Raw genomic sequence first — 21,113 nt, forward strand, 5'->3', positions numbered from 1 at the left:
TCATAAATATTATGTTTTACGATGTGTCTTGCAGAAAAATCGACGAATTACAATAAACCAAGAATATATAATTGCTCTCTTTTTAAGGCTTTATACAAATATTGAATTACTGTTCTTAGAAATCAGTTTCAAGTCTAGAGACTGTTAGTTCTTAATGTGAATAGATATATAAACCAATCTATTAATAGTACACAGCAACTATCAGGTCATATTTTTATAATAACTTGCAATCCTTAAATTTGCGCTATGACAAATAATGATATATTCAAGAAACTAAGAGTTGCCCTAAAATTTAGAGATGATCAAATTGTTGATATTTTACAGCTTGTAGATTTTAAAATTTCTAAAAGTGAATTGGGTGCTTTCTTTAGAAATGAAGACCATCCTAATTATATGGAATGCGGCGACCAAGTGTTACGTAATTTTTTAAACGGATTAGTTCTTCATCTACGCGGAACAAAGGAAGAACCAAAAATACCAGGTGAAGTTTTATTGGCTATGTCAACCAGTACCAAAAAACCGATCCAAAAAAATAATGACAGAAAAGATTTTAAAACAAAGCAAATGAACAAGGTAGATACCGCCATTAGCTCTGTGAAGTATAAAAACAAGAAAAAATCTTAATACACGGCTGTGTATTAAGATTTTTTAATGGCATAATTGAATAATTAAGCCTCTATTCGTACAGGAATGGTATATACTTTACCCTCTTCTACGTCTACCAAATTAACTTTTTGATAGTTTAATTTGGCTTTGACAAAATTTTCCATTTTATCAAATTCAGAATTCACAGATAGTACAACAATTTCCCCATCTGCATTCAAAGTAAAACGAACCTGAGCCGTTAAATCATCATGTTCTTCAGAGAAATTATTCTCCGTTAACATTTCTGAAATCTGTGTTGAAAGATTTTCTGAAGGGTTTACACCTTTTACATCGTTCGCAAATACATTACCTGTTGCAAGTAGCATTGCAGCTACGACTACTAAACTTAATTTTCTCATGACTTTTTGTTTTTCACCTCAGTTCTTCTGAAGTATGATTAATAATTGATTGATGATGAATTATTAAAAAGACGACTATAAAATAAGAATGTTACAATTATTTATCATTTTAACATCTTCTTTATACTAATTTATCAATTATACACCCCAAATTTAGAAATACAAGTCATGTAAAAAACATGTTTTAATAAGCTTAACTATTATTTCATTTCGGTCATATAAAATATAGAATTACTCACGTTATGGTCACAATTAATTAAAATAAACAACGTAATAAATACGCGCTTTCAATAATAAACAAAAAAAGACCACTCCAATTGGAGTGGTCTTTAAAATGTATTTAAAGTGAATTGGGTTTAAGCCAACACCTCTTTTACTTTATCTGCAGCTTCTTGGAACTGTACAGCAGATTGTACTGCAAGACCAGAATTATCAATAATCTCTTTTGCCAATTCAGCATTAGTACCTTGTAATCTTACGATGATCGGCACTTTCATTGAATCGCCCATATTCTTGTATGCATCAACAACACCTTGTGCTACACGATCACAACGAACGATACCACCGAATATGTTAATTAGAATTGCCTTTACGTTAGGATCTTTTAATATTATTCTAAACGCCTCTTCAACTCTTTTTGCATCTGCAGTACCACCAACATCTAAGAAGTTAGCTGGTTCTCCACCTGCCATTTTAATTAAATCCATAGTTGCCATTGCAAGACCTGCACCGTTAACCATACAACCAACGTTACCGTCAAGATCTACATAGTTAAGACCAACTTCTCTTGCTTCAACTTCAATAGCGTTCTCTTCTCTAAGATCGCGCATTTCTGCATATTGCTTTCTACGGTAAAGTGCATTATCATCAATAGAAACCTTAGCATCAACAGCCATGATCAAATCATCAGATGTTTTTAATACTGGGTTAATTTCAAACATATTAGAATCACTTTCTACGTATGCTTTATATAATGACGCAACAAATTTTGTCATTTCTTTGAACGCAGTACCTGAAAGTCCTAAGTTAAAAGCAATTTTTCTTGCTTGAAAACCTAACAATCCTGTAGCAGGATCAATTTCTTCTGTAAAAATTAAATGTGGAGTGCTTTCTGCAACTTCTTCAATGTCCATACCACCTTCCGTAGAATACATGATCATATTCTTACCAGTAGCTCTGTTTAGAACAACAGACATATAGAATTCACTAGTTTCGCTTTCACCTGGGTAGTATACATCTTCTGCTACCAATACTTGGTGTACTTTTTTACCTTCCGCAGAAGTTTGCGGTGTAATTAAGTTCATACCAATAATCTGGTTTGCAATCTCTTCTACCTCTTTTAGGTTTTTGGCTAATTTTACACCACCACCTTTACCACGACCACCTGCGTGTACTTGCGCTTTAATAACGTGCCATCCCGTTCCGGTTTCAGCAGTTAATTGCTTTGCAGCCTCAACAGCCTCTTTTGCATTCTGGGCAACTATTCCTCTTTGGATGCGCACCCCAAAACTTGCTAATATCTCTTTTCCTTGATATTCGTGAAGGTTCATATATATGGTGAATTTAAATGTTAAGCAAAAATAGGAAACAGGAAGTAATTATTTAAAAATACTGAGGATTAATTAGAACAACTACTATAATTATCTAGATAATAACACAAAACTATAAGAATAAGATTCATTTTTTCAGTCCAAAAAAGGCTTAAATCTCCAAATCTTTAAAATCTAATGGGTCAAAATTTTTAAAATGACCATTTAGCTCTATCGTTTTTTTGGTTCTGTTTATTTCTGATAAGACCGTAATTGTAGATGTTAAGTGTAAACCTATAAAATTAAGTCGGTCGTTTTCTGTAGGGATCCGCAACAACTGATACTCTTGTTCAAAAGACAATCCTATTTTATGTGCTAGGGTAAAACTATTGAATTCATTAACATTGAGTTTAGTGTACGGCACCTCCATTATATCATATAACTGTTCTATTCCATTAATGATAGTTTGTTTTTTCTCTTTTGATGCTTCATAATCGTATTCCAACAACTTTACAATACCGCCGGCGTACAACTTGTTCTCCATTACATTATCAAAAGCTAGCAACTTAAATACTTGCCTTGCTACACAAACCACATCCATCTCTCCGCTTTCATACGTAGTAACTACTTCTACCAATTGTACCTCAACACCATATTCCATCTTATTATTTATGTAAACAGGTATACCAAATGTAATAGCTTCGTTTCTACAATCTTCGATTAATTGTTTGTAACGATCTTCAAAAACATGAAGTGGCACCGTTTCACCCGGAAAGAAAATAGACTGCAAAGGAAATAATGGTAATCTCATGTGTTAAATGTACAAAGAGCTTCATTTAGCTCCAAAATAATTAAAATACTAACATGTTACAAATATCACAATTTGTTATTTTTACTATTATTATGTTATTATTTTTTGCTCTTGATCATTTAGAAAAGTAAATTCGCTAAAAAATAGATAGCATGAGAAATGAGGATTTATTGCAAATCGCAAAAACCTATGGTGATCCGGTCTATGTTTATGACTCGGAAAAAATAGTTTCACAGTTCAATAGATTGACCAAAGCATTTGGTTCTGTAAAGAAATTGAAACTTAATTATGCTGCAAAAGCACTATCTAACATTACCATTTTAAGATTAATGAATAGTCTTGGTAGCGGTTTAGATACCGTTTCTATTCAAGAAGTACAATTAGGGCTATTAGCTGGTTTTAAGCCAGAATCAATCATATTCACTCCTAACGGAGTTTCTTTAGAAGAAATAGAGCAAGCTGCTAAGTTAGGAGTTCGTATCAATATAGATAACCTATCTATTCTAGAACAGTTTGGTAGCAAACACCCAAACATACCTGTATGTATTAGAATTAATCCGCATGTTATGGCGGGAGGAAACTCTAACATTTCCGTTGGTCATATAGACTCTAAATTCGGCATTAGTATTCATCAGATTCCGCACTTGCTTCGCATTGTAGAATTAACGAAAATGAACATCAACGGTATACATATGCATACCGGTAGTGATATTTTGGACATTGATGTATTCTTGTATGCATCTGAAATCTTATTTGATACGGCACGTAATTTTAAAAACCTAGACTTTATAGATTTTGGTAGTGGTTTTAAAGTACCATATAAAGAAGGTGATATTGAAACCAATGTTGAAGAACTAGGTAAAAAACTAAGTACTCGTTTTAATGAGTTCTGTAAAGAATATGGTAAAGATTTGACCTTGGCTTTTGAACCAGGTAAATTTTTGGTAAGTGAAGCCGGTGTTTTTCTTGCTAAAGTAAATGTGGTTAAACAAACAACTTCAACAGTTTTTGCAAGTATAGATTCTGGTTTTAACCATTTGATCAGACCTATGCTTTATGGAGCAACGCATACTATTAAAAATATCTCTAACCCAACTGGTAGAGAACGCTACTATTCTGTGGTTGGCTACATCTGCGAGACAGATACTTTTGCCAGTAACAAAAGAATAAACGAGATAACCGAAGGTGATATTCTTTGCTTTAAAAATGCAGGTGCATATTGCTTTACCATGGCAAGTAACTACAACTCAAGATTTAGACCACCAGAAGTTCTATGGCACAAAGGAAAAGCAATTCTTATACGTGAAAGAGAGAATTTTGAAGATTTAATTCGCAATCAAGTAGATATAAAAGATTTGTTCAGTGTTAAACAAACCGCAAAAGTGAAATAAAGCAATTAAAAATACGTTAGTTTTGGTATAATAGTTGGACTAAACACTCAAAATAAACTCATGAAGACGTATTTATCTTTTTCCAAATCAATTTTATTTTTAGCCGTACTTTTTGTTTCGGCCGCAAGTTATGCACAAGAGGTAAATTGGATTTCTTGGGATGAAGCTGCTGCATTATCAACAACAGATGAAAACCCAAAAAAGGTCTTTATTGATGTATACACAGACTGGTGTGGATGGTGTAAGAAAATGGACAAGGATACTTTTCAAAATCCTGAAGTAGCTGCCTATATGGAAGAAAACTACTATATGGTAAAGTTTGACGGAGAAGGTAAAGACCCTATTGAATACAAAGGAAAAACATACAAATTTGTACCATCAGGTAGAAAAGGATATCATGAATTCGCAGCTGCCTTAATGCAAGGTAGACTTAGTTACCCAACTACTATTTTCTTGGACGAAGAATTAAATATGCTTTCGCCAATACCTGGATATCAAAAACCAGAGCCATTTTTAGAAATAGCACGTTATTTTGGTAGTGATATTTACAAAGAAAAAGATTGGAAGGCGTACACTGGCGAAGCTGGTAAGTAAAAATAGACTGTTTGGCTTTTATATTTATAATCGCCATTTCATAAATATATTCTCATTTAGAGTTATACGCTGTACAATAATTGGAAAATATTTTCCAATAAAGTACTTTCACTACAGCGTATAACTCTATTTTATGAAAAAGATTTTTTTCCTTTGCTTCTTAACAACACTTTTCTATTCTTGCAACTCTAAAGACAAGCCTTTATCCACTGTAGAAATAGGTGTTTCAGAAGAGCTGGCCAACCACAGATTTTCTCAAGTTTCCAATGTTCATTACGATCTAAGTTTTGAAATACCCAATGACCAGAAAGCTTCTATACTCTCTAAACTAGTGTTAGATTTTGATTTAAATCAACTTCAACAGCCTGTTTACCTAGATTTTAAAGAAGATTCCTCAAAAATAAAATCTGTACGCATTAATGGTACCGATATAGCTATTCTTCATAAAAATGAGCACATCATCTTATCTAAAGAATTTCTGGTAGAAGGAAAAAACAATATCCTAGTTGATTTTGATGCAGGCGAGCTTTCTTTAAATAGAAATGAAGATTTTTTATACACCCTATTGGTTCCGGATAGAGCAAGAACACTATTCCCTTGTTTTGACCAACCTAATATTAAAGGCGTTTATACACTTAGCATCACAGCACCAAAAGATTGGCAAGTTTTATGCGGTGCTAAAGAAATAAAACAAACACCACAAGGTGAATATACTAAACATGATTTTGGAGCTTCTGACCAAATGAGCACCTATTTATTCTCATTTGTTGCAGGAAAATTTGAATCTAAGACCCAAAAACCGGTTGATATGGATATGACCCTATTATACCGTGAAACCGATACTACCAAAATTCAATATAGTCTAGATTCCATTTTTGATCTTCATCAGCAATCCCTATCATTTTTGGAGACCTACACAGCTTATCCCTTTCCATTTCAAAAAATGGACTATGCGACTATACCCGGGTTTCAATATGGCGGCATGGAGCATGTGGGAGCTATACAATATAGAGAAAGCTCGCTCTTCTTAGATGAGAGTGCTACAGCAAACAGAAAACTCAGCCGTGCAAAACTAATTGCACATGAAACATCTCATATGTGGTTTGGAGATTTAGTTACCATGAATTGGTTTAATGATGTTTGGATGAAAGAGGTATTTGCCAATTTCATGGCAGATAAAATTATGAATCCCGCTTTTCCAGATATTGATCATCAGTTAGCTTTTATGATTACCCACTACCCTAATGCTTATGGCGAAGACAGAACACTAGGAACAAACCCTATTCGTCAAGATCTAGAAAACCTCAACAATGCAGGCTCCCTTTATGGCAGTATTATTTATAATAAGGCACCTATAATGATGCGACAACTTGAAACCGTGCTAGGCAAGGAAAAGTTTAAAACAGGTATTCAAGAATATATTAAAACCTTTGCTTTTAAGAATGCCGTATGGGGAGAACTAATTGATATTCTTGACAAAGAAACTACTACTGACATGGTTGCATGGAGCAATGTTTGGGTCAACAATTCTAGCAGACCCATTTTTAGTAATGCTATTGAATATGATGCCAATAATAAAATCACATCATTTAAGCTATCACAAAAAGCAGAAGATAAAACCGATCATTCATGGCCACAGACGTTTGATGTGCTATTACTTTATCCGAATAAATCAAAAACCATCACCATTAATATGATAGGTAATGAGTATGTTCTTGATGAAGCTGTTGGCTTGTCTAAACCAACTTCAATAATTTATAATTCTAATGCCGAAGGTTATGGCGTATTCCCTGTTCAGGAGGAAGATCTTAATATTATACCTGGCTTGAAAGATCAAGTAGCCAGAGGTTACGCTTACATAAATGTATATGAGAATATGCTAAATGGCAGTATAACTCCTGATGCAGCCATTAAGCTATACGCTAAAGGCTTAACTAATGAAAAAAATGAGTTATTGATCAATCTCATATCCAGGTACACAACATCCGTTTTTTGGAAATACTTATCTGCCGAACAACGACTTTTTTATCAAAATGAAATTACTAAACAAGTATGGTCTAAACTACAGGAAGAATTGCCTGCCAGTATTAAAAAGACACTATACTCCACATATGCCTCTATAGGCTACACCAATGAATCATTAGATAATTTATACGGCATATGGAATAAGGATATAACTATTAATAATTTAAAATTAAATAACGATAATTATACTGAATTAGCTATGGATTTAGCCATATACGGACATCCTGAAAGTGAAAACATCTTAAAAACAGCGGAGCTAGCTATCAGTAATAAAGACAAATTAAATAGATTTCACTTTTTACTCCCTTCCCTATCAAAAGACATTGAAACTAAAAATACATTTTTTGAATCTTTAAAACTCGAAAAAAACAGAGCTAAAGAATCTTGGGTAGTGAATGCAATGAATAATTTAAATCATCCTTTACATCAAACCACATCTATCAAATATTTAAGAACAAGCCTAGAACTGTTGAATGAAATTCAAAAAACGGGAGATATCTTTTTTCCTAAACGCTGGTTAAGTGGTACAGTCGGTAATTATACTTCGCCAGAAGCTTATAAAATTTTAGAGAATTTCCTAGAGCAAAATCCTAATTTAAAACCCTCACTAAAATCTAAAGTTTTACAAGCTTCGGATGATCTAAGAAGAGTTCAGCTTTTACAGAAGCAGGTGGATAGTTCTTTAGACTAAATTTTAAGACATAAAAAAAGAGGTCTAAAAGACCTCTTTTTTATACATTCTCTTAACCTTCTTATCTACTATAATTAGGACTTTCTTTTGTAATGGTTACATCATGCGGGTGACTTTCATTAATACCGCTTGCCGTAATTTTAACGAACCTACCATTATCTTGTAAAGTAGCAATATCTTTTGCTCCACAGTATCCCATACCAGCTTTTAAACCACCAATGAACTGATGAATACTTTCGTATAACTCTCCTTTATAAGGCACACGACCAACAATACCTTCAGGTACCAATTTTTTAATATCATCTTCAACATCTTGAAAATAACGGTCCTTACTACCTTGCTTCATAGCTTCAACAGAACCCATACCACGGTAAGACTTAAATTTTCTACCTTCATAGATAATCGTTTCTCCCGGAGATTCTTTTGTACCTGCCAAAAGTGAGCCTAACATTACGGTATCAGCACCTGCAGCAATAGCCTTAGGTATATCTCCTGTATAACGAATTCCACCATCTGCAATTACCGGAACTCCAGAACCTTTTATAGCCGCTGCAACTTCTAATACTGCAGAAAATTGAGGAAAACCAACACCTGCTACTACCCTAGTAGTACAGATAGAACCAGGTCCTATACCAACCTTAACTGCATCTGCACCTGCATCTACTAAATATTTTGCTGCTTCTCCCGTAGCAATGTTACCCACGATAACATCTAATTCAGGAAATTTCTTTTTTACTTCTTGTAATACGGAAACCACACCTTTTGTATGACCATGGGCAGTATCAATAACTACTGCATCTACACCCGCATTAACCAGAGCTTCAGCTCTATCAACAGCATCGGCGGTAACACCTAATGCGGCGGCAACACGTAAACGACCATATTGATCTTTGTTGGCGCTAGGTTTTTGGGTAAGTTTCGTAATATCTCGGAATGTAATCAAACCTACCAATTTGTAGTCTTTATCTACTACAGGTAGCTTTTCAATTTTATGTTGTTGTAAAATATCTTCTGCTTCTGAAAGTGAAGTCCCTTCTGCAGCTGTTACCAAATTTTCAGAAGTCATTACCTCAGAAATAGGTCTTTCATTATTTTTTTCGAAACGTAAATCTCTATTGGTTACAATACCTAATAGTTTACCATCCGCATCAACAATAGGAATACCACCAATGCTATATTCTTTCATATTGGCCTTAGCATCTTTCACTTTAGAATCAAGTGGTTGTGTAACCGGATCTAAAATCATTCCGCTTTCAGCTCTTTTTACTTTTCTGACCTTCATTGCTTGCTGCTCAATGGTCATATTCTTGTGTAACACACCAATACCACCTTCTTGAGCCATGGCAATTGCCATTCTAGATTCCGTAACCGTATCCATCGCTGCCGATATGATTGGTACATTGATTGTAATATTTCTTGTGAATTTTGTCTGAATACTTACTTCTCTTGGAAGCACTTCAGAATATGCAGGTACTAATAATACGTCGTCGTAAGTTAGACCTTCTCCTAGAATTTTATTTTGATGGGCTTGCATAGCAATTAAGAATTTAATTGCGTGCAAATATAGTGAATATAGTTGGTATATCTATATTTTACAAAACCTTAGCAAAACCTTCACATTACCGAACCTTAGTTAAAATAACGATTACTTTAGTAACCTTTAATACTAAGTCAGTTTAAAACTTAAATTGTAATGTCGCATAAAAAGTTCTTGGCTCTGAAGGAATAATACCGGGACCAGGATACCCAGTAGCCCTTCTGGTAAAATAGCTATTGTCCAAGACATTATTTATCCCTGTTTCCAACTTATAATTTTTATAGGTGTACGACAACGAAAAATCTAAAATATCATATGCCGGAATTTCTCCTTCAATACCACGTTGATTATCATTGATATCTTGAGGAGCATTGGTTGCATCTGTATATTGACTTGACAAATATGTATACTGCAAACTTCCTAATACATTACCATAGCCAAAATTGATTCCGGTTTTTAGATTTACATCAGGTATAAACTCCACTTTATTGCCTTCTACATTGGTTTCTTCTGAAGACAAATATTCAGAATTGGTCAACGCTAAGTTTAAGAAATAATTTAGTTTCAACTTATTACTAGCAGGAAGAAATGTTTCTTTAATGCTCCAATTCGCAAAACTTTCTATACCGTACATCAAAGCAGTACCTATATTACCTCTAAAACGTATTATACTACCAGTTTCTACCTCTTCACCCAAAGCATTTATCTGTGTTTCACTTTTTAAAATCTCACCCAATCTATTGTCGTACAATAAACTAAACGCACTTACATCATAAGATAATACATTTTTATATCTACCTCGAAAACCTATGTCTGCAGTAAAGCCATCTTCATCAGAGATGTTTTCATCTACCTGAAAAGAAGGGTTAACCACTCGTATATCACTAAAAGTTACCGATCTATAGTTTTGAGAAAAATTACCATAAAATTCAACACTTGAGTTTAACCTATAGGTAGCACCTAAACCTAATAACAAGAAAGTTCTATCAAAGACCCTATTATCCTCTACTTCTTCATTCAAAAGTGGATTGTCTGCCAAATCAAGCACAATATTCTTATAACTACCAATACTTTCTGTTTTAATATGCTCTAATCTAAAACCAGGTGTCAAAGTTAATTTTGGGCTTATATTAAAAATATTCTCTCCAAAAAATGCCAAATTCGAATTTGGAAAATTAAATTCAGATTGCCTTTCGTAATTTGGAAACTCGTCATCTGCAAAATTAAAGTCTGCATTTGTAGCCGTTGTACCCGGGCCTTGCCTTTGATCATTGTCAGTTCTATAGATTTTTGCACCTAACAATAATGCAGATTCAGTATCACCTAACTTATACCTAGACAACAATCTTGCCTCTGCACCCCAGTTTTGAAAATTATCAACTAATAACTCACGTGGCTCTTCTAAATCATCTGGTTGAGATACTCTATTAGTTCTAAAACCTAAAGCACTTCTAGAAGCATCTAAACCGAATACATTTAAACTAAAATCCATCTTGGGCGAGAACTTATGATCCAAACGTAATGAATATAATTTCCAATCAATATCGAACCAATTTCTCTCCCTATTACTAAAAGTAGGATCTTCTATAAATTGGGCATCTGTTAGACCACCTGGCTGTTGCGCTAAATAATTAAGAAATGTGGTCTCAAGAGTAAGTTTCGTTTTATCAGAAACCTGATACCCTATGTGTGCAAAATAATTTCTACTATTGTAATTAGAATTTGGTCTAAAACCACTGCCCTCTTTATAATTAAAATAGGTATAGTAACTAAATTTACCAACTGTACCGCCTAAACTATTAAAAGAAGTTTTAAGATTATAAGACCCCAATGTCTGCCTGCTGGTCCATTCTATTGCTTTATTAGGATTAGGCTTCTTGAATTTAAAGTTTACCAAACCACCAAATTGAGTTCCGTATTGCAAGGAAGCCGCACCCCTTACTACCTGAATTTCTTCTAGAGCTTCAGCAGGTGGTGTATAGTAACTTTCTGGATACCCTAAAACATCTGCACTAATATCATATCCATTTTGTCTAGTATTGAAATTGGCGGTCCTATTTGGATCCAAACCTCTTCCTCCAATATTTAATTGAAGACCTGCATCACCATTGTCATAAATATTTAAACCTACTACTTGACTGTATATTTGCCTAGGGTTATTTGCAGCTAGGTTACCAGTAATGCCCTCTAAAAGTACCACCTCGCTCTTTTTACCGGCATAAATTGCAGTACCTTCTACTTTCTTTAATTGTTTTAAAGCAAAGACCTCTTCTCTTTTCTGTATTAAAACTACTTCTGAAAGATTGTTGACTTTTAAACGCTGCAATGTTACGTTGAAGGTAACGTTGTCATTTAATACCACATCCTGTTCTAAAATTTCAAACTCATAGGCAAATACAACAATGGTGTAGGTACCTGCCGCTAAACTTTCTACCGAATAGTAACCTTCTGAATTTGTAGTTTCTAAACGCTCTAATTCTTTAATGTACAATTCTGCATCAGAAACAGGTGTACCATCTTCATCGGTTATTTGCCCAGAAATATTAAACTGTCCATATACTGGAAATGCTACTAATAATAAAAGCAAATAACTAAATTCCTTTAATTTCATCTTTAAATGGTATTATCCAATTTTTGTGTAAAAAAGATTCTTTTTGTTTCCCTAAATCTATTGTAGGGTCAATATACGACGTACTTAACCTACCGTTTAAACTCACTTGGCAATCTACATATACTTGCACGTTATTATGCCCGTCTGCTTCAAAATGACTTTTTAAAAAATGAGCATATTCCAAAATAAAATCCGGCTGAAATGCCATTTGCTTTTCTTGCAGCGGAGTAATAAAATCTGTGTTGTCTACGTAGAACCATCTACCTGATTCCCCATCAACAATTTTAAATTGAGCATAGCCAGATTTTTCCATTAACATTACCCTCCATGAAAATCGATAGCCTTCTTCTGTCCAAAACAACTCACCTGGATACAAAAGGTATCTGAAGGGTATAGCTAGTTGCAAGCAAAAAAATAGGGTTACTACTATATACTTCATCTTGACTTTAAATGCAGACAACTCTTTAAACGTTTTTTGATTGTAAAACTTACTACTATCTATATGAAGCACTTTAGACAAATACTTTAAAAGCTTAGAATGAAAACTTGCATCAAAAAATATCAATGTAGAAATTATCATTACATAAGGGAACATACCTATAGGGAACAAAACCCTGGTCAACACATGAAACACTACCACCATTACAAAGGCATATGGTCTAGTTTTCTTATATAATAATAAAAAGGGAATAGTAAGATCGTACAGCGCCCCAGACCAACTAAATACATATTGTACCCATTCTTCACTTAGCAGATTTCCTATTAGAGGAATATCAAATTTAGAGGGCAACCAAATTTTTAACGGCATAGCGTTAAATAACCAATCTGAATTTAGTTTTGCCAAACCGGCATAAAAATAGACAATACCTAAAAGTAATTTAATGCTATCTATTGTCCATCTTGGAATGTACTGAAATGATTTCTTAGGATTAAAATATGCATCTAAAGAATAGCTGGCGTTTGCCGGAAGAAATATCATTAAAAAGCTAAGAACACTTATAAAGTAGTAATGATTTAAATAGGTTGTTTTATCCATAAGCTCTATGTAGGTAAAGCTCAAAAAGAAAAGAACGATACTTAATTTATATCGATAACCGAGAGACACTAATAGAGCAGCCAAACCACAAATAACAAAAATAAGGTAGGTATAAACGCCCAATGGCTTCACCCACTCGAAACCGTAATATGAGAAAAAAAGTTTTGGTTGAACATATAATTTATCGATCCAACCATAGCTCCAAAACCGAACAATACTAAAAAGCATCATCAGACCAAATAAAATACGAAAGACCGCCAAAGGGGCGGTCTCTACGGGAGCTTTAATATATTTCTCTATCAACGATTCCATTAATCACCATCAGCATCAACAAAATCAATACTAATACTCATAGCAGAAACCATATCTACCTTTAACATAGGTACTGCTTTTTGTACTTCATCATAAGCTAAAAGCATAGATGTAGGAGGATTATTATTCTCAATCTCTGACCTAAATGCCGAAAGATCAAGTACCATATTTTCTGCCGTATTGAACTGATCGTTAATTAGAGCAGACAAGTCTTCTCCGTTTTTTAAAGTGTTTAATGCATCTAGATAAGATGCTAAACTTTCTCCTTCTTCTGATGAATTAAAATGTTTACCGTTAAAAAAATCTTGAACCGCTGTTAATGCTTCTAAGAACAAATCATTAGAAATTGTACCTTCATAATATGCCTCAACATTTCTAGGTAAGGTACTACCGGAAAAAACACCTAAGGGAATACCCATTTTACCTGCTCTTAAATACTTCTCGTAATAAAAAATGTAATCGTTTACCATACGATCTACAGATGCAGTAGATGAAGCCCCATCGTTAGCAACAAATGTATCTCTGTAACCATTTGTCCAATCAGACACTACAGTTGCAGTCAAAGATTGCATATCCAATAAAACATCTTCAGTGTACTGTAAGTAAGCCTCTTTATCATTACCGCTATAGAAAGCAAGTATATCTGTATCGTTATCGCCCAAACCATTCAATAGGTAATCTAAAGCAGGAAAGCCTTTAGCACTTCTATTAGATGATAAGGATAAATCATAACTACCGGTAGTTACAAATCCATCAATCTTTTCATTATCCGTTGGGTATATGTTCATATTCAATTGAAAACCTACAGTTTCAGCAGGTCCAATTTCAAACATTTCTACATGTTGCCAAGATTTATAAGCATTTAGCCATGACGCACGCAGTGCAACTAAATTACTTTCATTGACATCTGCCTTGAACGTATTAAATGAATTCACTAAACCATCCATATCTGTAGTAAATGCCTCATATGATGGAATAATAATATTATCTGCCCAATTGATAAGCATGGCGCTACGCTCAAAAGAAACTTCTTCATTCTCTTCAGGTATCATCACCTCTTCTTCTGCAGTACTATCACTAGAGCATGCCCATACTAAGGTCATAATAAACAATGCCCCTATTACCTTCTTCATACCTTATTTTTATTTATTCTAATTAAATGCAAAAATAAATAAAGCAATTCAATCTTATTAGAATGAATTGCTTTATTTAACTTTTTTTAAAGGATTATTCAGCAGCTTCTACTACTGTAAAATCAAATTGTGCGGCAATATCATCAGAAATCGCATCAAGTGTTGCAGCTTCTACATTCCAAAGTCCATTTTCACCATCTGCCAATAACTGAGTTAAAAAAGCATCGACCTCTTCTTTAGAAAAATACGGCTCTGAAGAATTAGGCTGTCTTGTAAATTGTAAGCTGTAAATAAAACCATAAGCCTCAGAAAGCGCATGGAAAGCTCCACCAACATTCGGAGTTTCTCCTTCTAACTTTGTTTTACCATTTTGCAAATAATAAATAGCTCTAATTGCAATGACCTTTGAAATGTTCTCCTTAATAATTTCTGCCTGTGCATTTCTAACATCATAATCTTTAGCAACAATGGCTGCACGACCTAATTTATAGGCTTCAAATATATCATCAGCAATACCTTCAAAGTCTGAATCTGCATTGGCACGTTCTATATACTCGTTCAAAAAACTATCTGCACCTAAATCAGCATTAGGGTTTGCTTGATCAGCATTTAAGCCATAGGCATAGCCATAAGCTTCATCCCATTTATGCTCCATGGTAGTATAATCTTTACCTTCTTCAACTACATCGGCATCATTATTAGCTACGTTGTCTGCCTCGTCTAACACCGCGGTACTTAAATAGTTGTTCAATATCTGATCAGTCATTAAGCTACCTATTAATGATTTTGCAAATAATTGGTTATACTCCAAGCCATTAGCGTTTACATAACGTGTACTTTCACCGTCAGCTAATTGACCTGCTTGACCCGCTGCAGCGGCAACCTCCCAATTTGGATAAACATCTGCAACTTGAGCACTTATAAACCCTTCAAGATCAGCACGAATTATAGCTTGATCAGTTGCATTTGTAGAAAAATAATCTGCAGAAGCAGCAACTTTACTACGAAGACTTTTATCAGACTCATTTAATGCAGTTTCTTCAAAATCAACTTCACCTTCAATATGAGCAAACATTCCGTTTAATTCATCAAAGGTTTTTGTTTGAATGTTAAAATTTGATAAAAGCTCTTGCCCCATTTTTATTCTCGTGGTTTGCCCGTCAAAACTAACCGTTGAAGCTCCGTTTCTAGTAAACACATAAGAATCTGGCACTTCAAAATCAACAAAACAATTATCACATGGTGAAAGCTCTAAGCTATCATCATCAGAACTACATGATGTAAAAGCCAAACCAGCAACGGCAGTTATTGCCAAAAAGAATTTATTCATTTTAATATCAATTTTTATTTAGACTTGTTTCAAATAACTATGCAAACCTATAACATGTTTTCAAGCTAGGCAAGGTTATCTATAATAAATCTAAATAAAATTAACAGAAAGATATTATAAGGCTTATTTTTAAAACAGTATCTTAATGATATGCAGTAAAAAGCTCGGTAGCTTTATTATAAGAAGCTTCAAAAGTCATCCAATTAACTCCAGCATTTGCTTTCTCAGAAGTAAAATATGAAAGCATTTTTTCAGTAGGCATATTGCCCGTTAAGTCATCTTTTGCCATTGGGCAACCACCAAAACCCTGTATGGCACCATCAAAACGTCTACAACCAGACTCATAAGCGGCAGCAACTTTTTCATGCCACTTGGTTGGGGTTGTATGCAAATGTGCCCCAAATTCAATATTTGGGTATTTGGGAATTAGATTTGAGAACAAATAAGAAATATTTTCCGGATCAGATGATCCAACGGTATCTGAAAGTGACAAAATTTTAGCTCCCATTTTCGCAAGCTTTTCTGTCCACTCACCAACAATATCTACATTCCAAGGATCACCGTAAGGATTACCGAACCCCATAGATATATAAGTTACCACCTCTTTATTGGCAGCATCGGCTAAATTGAAAATTTCTTGTAAAGTTTCTACAGATTGCGCTATGGTCTTATGGGTGTTACGCATCTGAAAATTCTCAGAAATCGAAAAAGGAAAACCTAAGTAATCAACTTCTGCATAAGAAACTGCATCTTTGGCCCCACGTACATTTGCAACTATAGAAAGTAATTTTGAATCTGTTTTTGACAAGTCTAATTTTGCTAAAACCTCAGCCGTATCTACCATTTGTGGTATTGCTTTTGGAGAAACAAAACTCCCGAAATCAATAGTATCAAAACCGCAGCCTAATAAAGATTGAATATACCTTACCTTTTCATATGTTGGTATAAACTGTTTAATGCCCTGCATGGCATCTCTAGGACACTCTACTATTTTAATCTTTGAATTAGACATTTCGTAAAAATACGAACTCTAAACAAGTATCTCATATTAATACTTCAAATAAACTATCCAATTAATAGATAAATCGCAATACCGATGAAGACTATAATCTGACCCCACTTTAACACAAACCCTGTTCTTTTATTAGCAGATAAAAAAGTTGATATCTTTCCTGATAATATAGCTATACCACCAAAGACAATGGATGATACCATAATAAAGAGAAAACCAAGCGTATAGAATTGAATTATAGTACTTAAAGAATCTGAAAATAGAAATCCCGGAAAAAAAGCTAGAAAAAAAATAGTCACCTTAGGGTTGAGTACATTCATAATAAACCCTTGACGATATAACCGCAAATAGCTTTTCACATTCTTAGTCTCGCCATTAATAGAAATCACATCTCCTCCCCTATATACCATGATTGCCAAGTATACCAAATAAGCGGCACCGAATATTTTAATAAAATTAAATATGGCGGGATTATTTTTTATGAGTGCTGAAACCCCAAAGGCCAATAATGTAGTGTGGACCAAACAGCCGGTCATTAATCCTGCAACAACAGCCAATCCGTGTTTTTTACCATTACTGATACTTTGTATAAGTACAAAAATGTTATCAGGCCCTGGTGAAAGTGCTAGAACAAAGGTTGCCATTGAAAAAGCTAGTAAGATTTCGTAATTCAAGCTTTAAGATATTAGTTCTACCCGAAAAGTACGAATAACCGTGTATTACACCTATTTTTAATATCTTGTTTAAAAATCTACACATTATGAAAATCAAAGTACTTGTATTACTAATCAGTATTTCATTTATCTCCAGCACTTTTGCAAAAACAGATAAAAACATAACCTCAACAGCAATGATCAAAAACGATAGTCTTTTAAGACATACTGTATTTTTTAAATTTAAAGAAGGAACAACAGCTGCACAAATTAAAAAAGTAGAAGATGCTTTTAGCGCACTACCGTCTAAAATTGAACAGATCAAAAGTTATGAATGGGGATTAAACAATAGTCCAGAAGGGCTGAACAAAGGCTTTACACATGCCTTTTTTCTAACTTTTAACAGTGAAGAAGACCGTGCTATTTATTTACCTCACCCAGACCATAAGGCATTTGGAGCAGTATTGACTCCGTATTTAAATGATGTATTTGTGGTAGATTATTGGACCAAACAATAAAACAGATAACAACTAAAAAAAAGCCCTTGCACAAATAGTACAAGGGCTTTTTTTAATTTTAAACATACCTTTTAAGCATTAGCTACATTTTCTAAAAGAGCATTGTTTATCTCCTTGACCAAAGCGGGACCTTCATAGACAAAGCCCGTCCATAATTGAATTAAATCTGCACCAGCTTCTAATTTCTCAATGGCATCTTCAGCAGAATTAATACCACCAACACCAATTATTGGAAATGCTTTATTACTCTTGTCCGCCAAAAAGCGAATAACCTCTGTACTTCTATCTTTCAAAGGCGCACCACTTAGTCCACCTGCTTCTTCGGTAATTAAAGCATGAGATTTCAAATTCTCTCTAGCAATAGTCGTATTAGTTGCAATAACACCGTCAATACTAGTATCGCTCACAATATCAATAATATCTAACAACTGACTATCGGTAAGATCCGGCGCTATTTTTAATAGAATTGGTTTACGAATTGTCTCTTTGCGCTTACTTAATTTAGCATTCTCTAATTGAAGTTCATTTAACAAAGCTGTCAATGGCTCTTTATCTTGTAATTCGCGCAAACCAGGTGTGTTTGGCGAACTAACATTTACTACAAAGTAATCTACATGATCAAAAAGGGCATCAAAACATATTAAATAGTCTTTGATTGCTTCATTATTAGGTGTTACCTTATTCTTACCAATATTACCTCCAATTAGTACTTTATGCTTTTTCTTTAAATTCTCAACCGCTTCAAAAACGCCGTGGTTATTAAAACCCATTCGGTTAATAATAGCCTTATCTTCTTTTAAACGGAATAATCTCTTCTTTGGGTTGCCATCTTGGGGCTTAGGTGTCAATGTACCTATTTCTACAAATCCGAATCCGAAATCTGATAACTCGTTATACAAAACAGCATTTTTATCGAAACCGGCAGCCAAACCAACCGGATTCTTAAATTTTAGTCCAAAAAGCTCACGTTCTAAACGTTTATCTTCAACAACGAACATAGATTTGATAAGACCAGACAGTCCTATTTTTGAAAAAAACTTAATACTTGAAAAACTAATGTGATGAACTTTTTCTGGGTCAAGAAGAAATAAAAGAGGTCTAATAAAAAGCCTGTACATGTATATATTTTAGAAGCCCCAAAAATACAAACTGTAAATGAGAAAGTTAAGCAATATTTTATCTGTTTTTATTAGATATGCTATCACCATATACAGCAGGGGTTACAATATATGCCGACCTTGAAGCATCTTTACACAAAGACAAGTATAATTCGTATTGATTAGAATTAAATAAAGCTAACATTTTTTTATCCATCACCTTTTGGACCCTAGCCATACTATCCATAACAACTTTATACTTATCAGCTAATTGACGTAGTTCTGTAACATTACTTTGAGGGTGTTTACTCTTAACTTCCGCCAAATCATTGTTTAAAGCTTCACTACGAAGTTTAGCATCTGCACTAAAGCTCTCTAATTTTGCTTTTTGCATATCATTCAACTGAAAAATATCTGAAATTATAGAATCGCTTGTTACACCAACCCCAAGAATACAATCTGCCTGCGCATTTACATTTGCAAAAAATAAAACAGAAGCCAATACTACTAGACACCTAAACTTCATCAACATTAAATTTATAGAATATTACGTTTACGAAATTACAATATATAAGCTTATTTTTGATAAAACACATTTAGCATGCAGCATATTATAGACCGTTTCATTAGTTATATTACTATTGACACGCAAAGCGATTCATCATCTGACACCACACCAAGCACTGAAAAGCAATGGAATTTAGCCAATAAATTAGTTGATGAATTATGCGCTATAGGCATGACAGATGTTACTATAGATGATAATGCATATATTATGGCAACCTTACCTTCTAATGTTGACCATGAGGTACCGACCATTGGTTTTATCTCTCATTTTGATACTTCTCCAGATTTTAGCGGCACCAATGTAAATCCGCAGATTATCAGGAATTATGACGGTAAAGATATTGTTCTGAACAAAGAAAAAGACATCATTTTATCATCCTCCTATTTTGATGACTTGCTTCAGTATATAGGTCAAACCATAATTACTACAGACGGCACAACACTATTAGGTGCAGATGATAAGGCAGGTATTACAGAGATAGTAACCGCCATGGAATATTTGATCAACAATCCTAAAATAAAACACGGACCTATTAGAGTTGGCTTTACTCCTGATGAAGAGATTGGCCGTGGTGCCCATAAATTTGATGTTGACAAATTTGGAGCTGCTTGGGCATATACTATGGATGGTAGCCAAATTGGTGAACTAGAATATGAAAACTTCAATGCAGCGGGAGCAACAATTACAGTGAAAGGTAAAAGTGTACACCCAGGTTATGCAAAAGGTAAAATGGTAAATGCCCTTTTAATTGCAAATAAGATTATTAGTGATTTACCAAAACATGAGGTACCAGAGGAAACCACTGGTCGTGAAGGCTTTTTTCATGTGCATCATTTTGATGCAGAAATAGAAAATGCAACTGTAGAACTTATCATTAGAGATCACGATTTAAAGCATTTCAATAAACGTAAAGAGTTGGTACAAGATATTGTCAAGAAATATAATAATGAGTTTGACAATTGTATTGAGCTAGAATTAAAAGATCAATACTTTAATATGAAAGAAAAGGTAGAACCTGTTTTTCATATTGTAGAGACCGCCAAAAAGGCTATGGAAGACATTGGCATAAAACCAATCATAAAACCTATTAGAGGCGGTACAGATGGTTCTCAACTAAGTTATATGGGCTTACCATGCCCAAACATATTTGCTGGCGGACATAATTTTCATGGCAAGTACGAGTATGTGCCGGTAGAGAGTATGCAGAAAGCTGTAGAAGTTATTGTGCGTATTTGCGAGCTGACAGCAAACCAATGAGAAG

General features: G+C 34.1%; 18 protein-coding genes. 6 read left to right on the forward strand and 12 right to left on the reverse strand.

The genetic code is table 11. The features are described from left to right. The first annotated feature begins 246 nt into the window (after positions 1–246). Positions 247–624 carry a DUF1456 family protein gene (locus ABJI11_RS03380; RefSeq protein ID WP_348349418.1) on the forward strand — a complete coding sequence of 126 codons (378 nt, stop codon included), beginning with the start codon at positions 247–249 and terminating at the stop codon, positions 622–624. 44 nt (positions 625–668) lie between these two features. Here ABJI11_RS03380 and ABJI11_RS03385 read toward each other — a convergent pair whose 3' ends face one another. From ABJI11_RS03385 to ABJI11_RS03395, 3 genes are all read right to left on the reverse strand, one after another. Then, positions 669–1,004: a hypothetical protein gene (locus ABJI11_RS03385; protein WP_348349420.1), complete on the reverse strand. Its 336-nt coding sequence runs from the start codon at positions 1,002–1,004 to the stop codon at positions 669–671. A 356-nt stretch (positions 1,005–1,360) separates the two neighbouring features. Next, complete coding sequence (sucC, locus tag ABJI11_RS03390) at positions 1,361–2,554, reverse strand: ADP-forming succinate--CoA ligase subunit beta (protein WP_036152884.1); 1,194 nt, start codon at positions 2,552–2,554, stop codon at positions 1,361–1,363. A 151-nt stretch (positions 2,555–2,705) separates the two neighbouring features. After that, positions 2,706–3,344: an LON peptidase substrate-binding domain-containing protein gene (locus ABJI11_RS03395; protein ID WP_348349422.1), complete on the reverse strand. Its 639-nt coding sequence runs from the start codon at positions 3,342–3,344 to the stop codon at positions 2,706–2,708. Between the two features lie 152 nt (positions 3,345–3,496). Between ABJI11_RS03395 and lysA the strand changes: the two genes are divergently transcribed. The 3 genes from lysA to ABJI11_RS03410 all read left to right on the forward strand — a co-directional run bounded on the left by lysA (position 3,497) and on the right by ABJI11_RS03410 (position 8,045). Then, positions 3,497–4,735, forward strand: a complete 1,239-nt coding sequence (gene lysA, locus ABJI11_RS03400) for a diaminopimelate decarboxylase (RefSeq protein ID WP_348349424.1) — start codon at positions 3,497–3,499, stop codon at positions 4,733–4,735. A 60-nt stretch (positions 4,736–4,795) separates the two neighbouring features. Further along, positions 4,796–5,329, forward strand: coding sequence for a DUF255 domain-containing protein (locus tag ABJI11_RS03405; RefSeq protein ID WP_276492318.1), 534 nt, complete (start codon positions 4,796–4,798; stop codon positions 5,327–5,329). A 133-nt stretch (positions 5,330–5,462) separates the two neighbouring features. Beyond that, positions 5,463–8,045 carry a M1 family aminopeptidase gene (locus ABJI11_RS03410; RefSeq protein ID WP_348349426.1) on the forward strand — a complete coding sequence of 861 codons (2,583 nt, stop codon included), beginning with the start codon at positions 5,463–5,465 and terminating at the stop codon, positions 8,043–8,045. A gap of 61 nt (positions 8,046–8,106) precedes the next feature. Here the strand turns inward: ABJI11_RS03410 and guaB are convergent, their stop codons facing one another. From guaB to ABJI11_RS03445, 7 genes are all read right to left on the reverse strand, one after another. Next, positions 8,107–9,579, reverse strand: a complete 1,473-nt coding sequence (gene guaB, locus ABJI11_RS03415; protein WP_348349428.1) for an IMP dehydrogenase — start codon at positions 9,577–9,579, stop codon at positions 8,107–8,109. A gap of 142 nt (positions 9,580–9,721) precedes the next feature. Continuing rightward, the gene (locus ABJI11_RS03420; protein WP_348349430.1) at positions 9,722–12,193 is read right to left on the reverse strand and encodes a TonB-dependent receptor; all 2,472 of its coding nucleotides are present in this window, start codon (positions 12,191–12,193) and stop codon (positions 9,722–9,724) included. Then, the gene (locus tag ABJI11_RS03425; RefSeq protein ID WP_348349432.1) at positions 12,174–13,541 is read right to left on the reverse strand and encodes an HTTM domain-containing protein; all 1,368 of its coding nucleotides are present in this window, start codon (positions 13,539–13,541) and stop codon (positions 12,174–12,176) included. Before ABJI11_RS03425 ends, ABJI11_RS03420 begins: the two co-directional genes overlap by 20 nt. Then, positions 13,541–14,674 carry an imelysin family protein gene (locus ABJI11_RS03430; protein WP_348349434.1) on the reverse strand — a complete coding sequence of 378 codons (1,134 nt, stop codon included), beginning with the start codon at positions 14,672–14,674 and terminating at the stop codon, positions 13,541–13,543. Before ABJI11_RS03430 ends, ABJI11_RS03425 begins: the two co-directional genes overlap by 1 nt. A 94-nt stretch (positions 14,675–14,768) precedes the next feature. Further along, positions 14,769–16,004: a DUF4856 domain-containing protein gene (locus tag ABJI11_RS03435; RefSeq protein ID WP_348349436.1), complete on the reverse strand. Its 1,236-nt coding sequence runs from the start codon at positions 16,002–16,004 to the stop codon at positions 14,769–14,771. Between the two features lie 142 nt (positions 16,005–16,146). Continuing rightward, entirely contained in the window at positions 16,147–17,016 is an 870-nt protein-coding gene (locus ABJI11_RS03440; protein ID WP_348349438.1) for a hydroxymethylglutaryl-CoA lyase, read from the reverse strand. Positions 17,017–17,069: 53 nt separating this feature from the next. Then, positions 17,070–17,690, reverse strand: coding sequence for a LysE family translocator (locus ABJI11_RS03445; RefSeq protein WP_348349440.1), 621 nt, complete (start codon positions 17,688–17,690; stop codon positions 17,070–17,072). An 86-nt stretch (positions 17,691–17,776) separates the two neighbouring features. On the opposite strand from ABJI11_RS03445, the gene ABJI11_RS03450 reads away from it, so the two are divergent. Beyond that, a complete protein-coding gene (locus ABJI11_RS03450; RefSeq protein ID WP_348349442.1) occupies positions 17,777–18,187 on the forward strand; it encodes a Dabb family protein in 411 nt (136 codons plus the stop codon). A 71-nt stretch (positions 18,188–18,258) separates the two neighbouring features. Here the strand turns inward: ABJI11_RS03450 and ABJI11_RS03455 are convergent, their stop codons facing one another. Beyond that, positions 18,259–19,305: a quinone-dependent dihydroorotate dehydrogenase gene (locus ABJI11_RS03455; RefSeq protein WP_348349444.1), complete on the reverse strand. Its 1,047-nt coding sequence runs from the start codon at positions 19,303–19,305 to the stop codon at positions 18,259–18,261. Between the two features lie 58 nt (positions 19,306–19,363). Further along, positions 19,364–19,810, reverse strand: coding sequence for a hypothetical protein (locus tag ABJI11_RS03460; RefSeq protein WP_348349446.1), 447 nt, complete (start codon positions 19,808–19,810; stop codon positions 19,364–19,366). A gap of 75 nt (positions 19,811–19,885) precedes the next feature. Between ABJI11_RS03460 and pepT the strand changes: the two genes are divergently transcribed. Further along, the gene (gene pepT / locus ABJI11_RS03465) at positions 19,886–21,109 is read left to right on the forward strand and encodes a peptidase T (protein WP_348349447.1); all 1,224 of its coding nucleotides are present in this window, start codon (positions 19,886–19,888) and stop codon (positions 21,107–21,109) included. Positions 21,110–21,113: the final 4 nt, after the last annotated feature.

Source organism: Maribacter sp. (assembly GCF_039968975.1).
Taxonomy (GTDB): Bacteria; Bacteroidota; Bacteroidia; order Flavobacteriales; family Flavobacteriaceae; genus Maribacter.

Excerpts from the sequence above, each read along its gene's own strand:
- ABJI11_RS03380 (WP_348349418.1), top strand. The coding sequence starts at position 247 with ATGACAAATAATGATATATTCAAGAAACTAAGAGTTGCCCTAAAATTT.
- ABJI11_RS03385 (WP_348349420.1), bottom strand. The coding sequence starts at position 1,004 with ATGAGAAAATTAAGTTTAGTAGTCGTAGCTGCAATGCTACTTGCAACA.
- sucC (WP_036152884.1), bottom strand. The coding sequence starts at position 2,554 with ATGAACCTTCACGAATATCAAGGAAAAGAGATATTAGCAAGTTTTGGG.
- ABJI11_RS03395 (WP_348349422.1), bottom strand. The coding sequence starts at position 3,344 with ATGAGATTACCATTATTTCCTTTGCAGTCTATTTTCTTTCCGGGTGAA.
- lysA (WP_348349424.1), top strand. The coding sequence starts at position 3,497 with ATGAGAAATGAGGATTTATTGCAAATCGCAAAAACCTATGGTGATCCG.
- ABJI11_RS03405 (WP_276492318.1), top strand. The coding sequence starts at position 4,796 with ATGAAGACGTATTTATCTTTTTCCAAATCAATTTTATTTTTAGCCGTA.
- ABJI11_RS03410 (WP_348349426.1), top strand. The coding sequence starts at position 5,463 with ATGAAAAAGATTTTTTTCCTTTGCTTCTTAACAACACTTTTCTATTCT.
- guaB (WP_348349428.1), bottom strand. The coding sequence starts at position 9,579 with ATGCAAGCCCATCAAAATAAAATTCTAGGAGAAGGTCTAACTTACGAC.
- ABJI11_RS03420 (WP_348349430.1), bottom strand. The coding sequence starts at position 12,193 with ATGAAATTAAAGGAATTTAGTTATTTGCTTTTATTATTAGTAGCATTT.
- ABJI11_RS03425 (WP_348349432.1), bottom strand. The coding sequence starts at position 13,541 with ATGGAATCGTTGATAGAGAAATATATTAAAGCTCCCGTAGAGACCGCC.
- ABJI11_RS03430 (WP_348349434.1), bottom strand. The coding sequence starts at position 14,674 with ATGAAGAAGGTAATAGGGGCATTGTTTATTATGACCTTAGTATGGGCA.
- ABJI11_RS03435 (WP_348349436.1), bottom strand. The coding sequence starts at position 16,004 with ATGAATAAATTCTTTTTGGCAATAACTGCCGTTGCTGGTTTGGCTTTT.
- ABJI11_RS03440 (WP_348349438.1), bottom strand. The coding sequence starts at position 17,016 with ATGTCTAATTCAAAGATTAAAATAGTAGAGTGTCCTAGAGATGCCATG.
- ABJI11_RS03450 (WP_348349442.1), top strand. The coding sequence starts at position 17,777 with ATGAAAATCAAAGTACTTGTATTACTAATCAGTATTTCATTTATCTCC.
- ABJI11_RS03455 (WP_348349444.1), bottom strand. The coding sequence starts at position 19,305 with ATGTACAGGCTTTTTATTAGACCTCTTTTATTTCTTCTTGACCCAGAA.
- ABJI11_RS03460 (WP_348349446.1), bottom strand. The coding sequence starts at position 19,810 with ATGAAGTTTAGGTGTCTAGTAGTATTGGCTTCTGTTTTATTTTTTGCA.
- pepT (WP_348349447.1), top strand. The coding sequence starts at position 19,886 with ATGCAGCATATTATAGACCGTTTCATTAGTTATATTACTATTGACACG.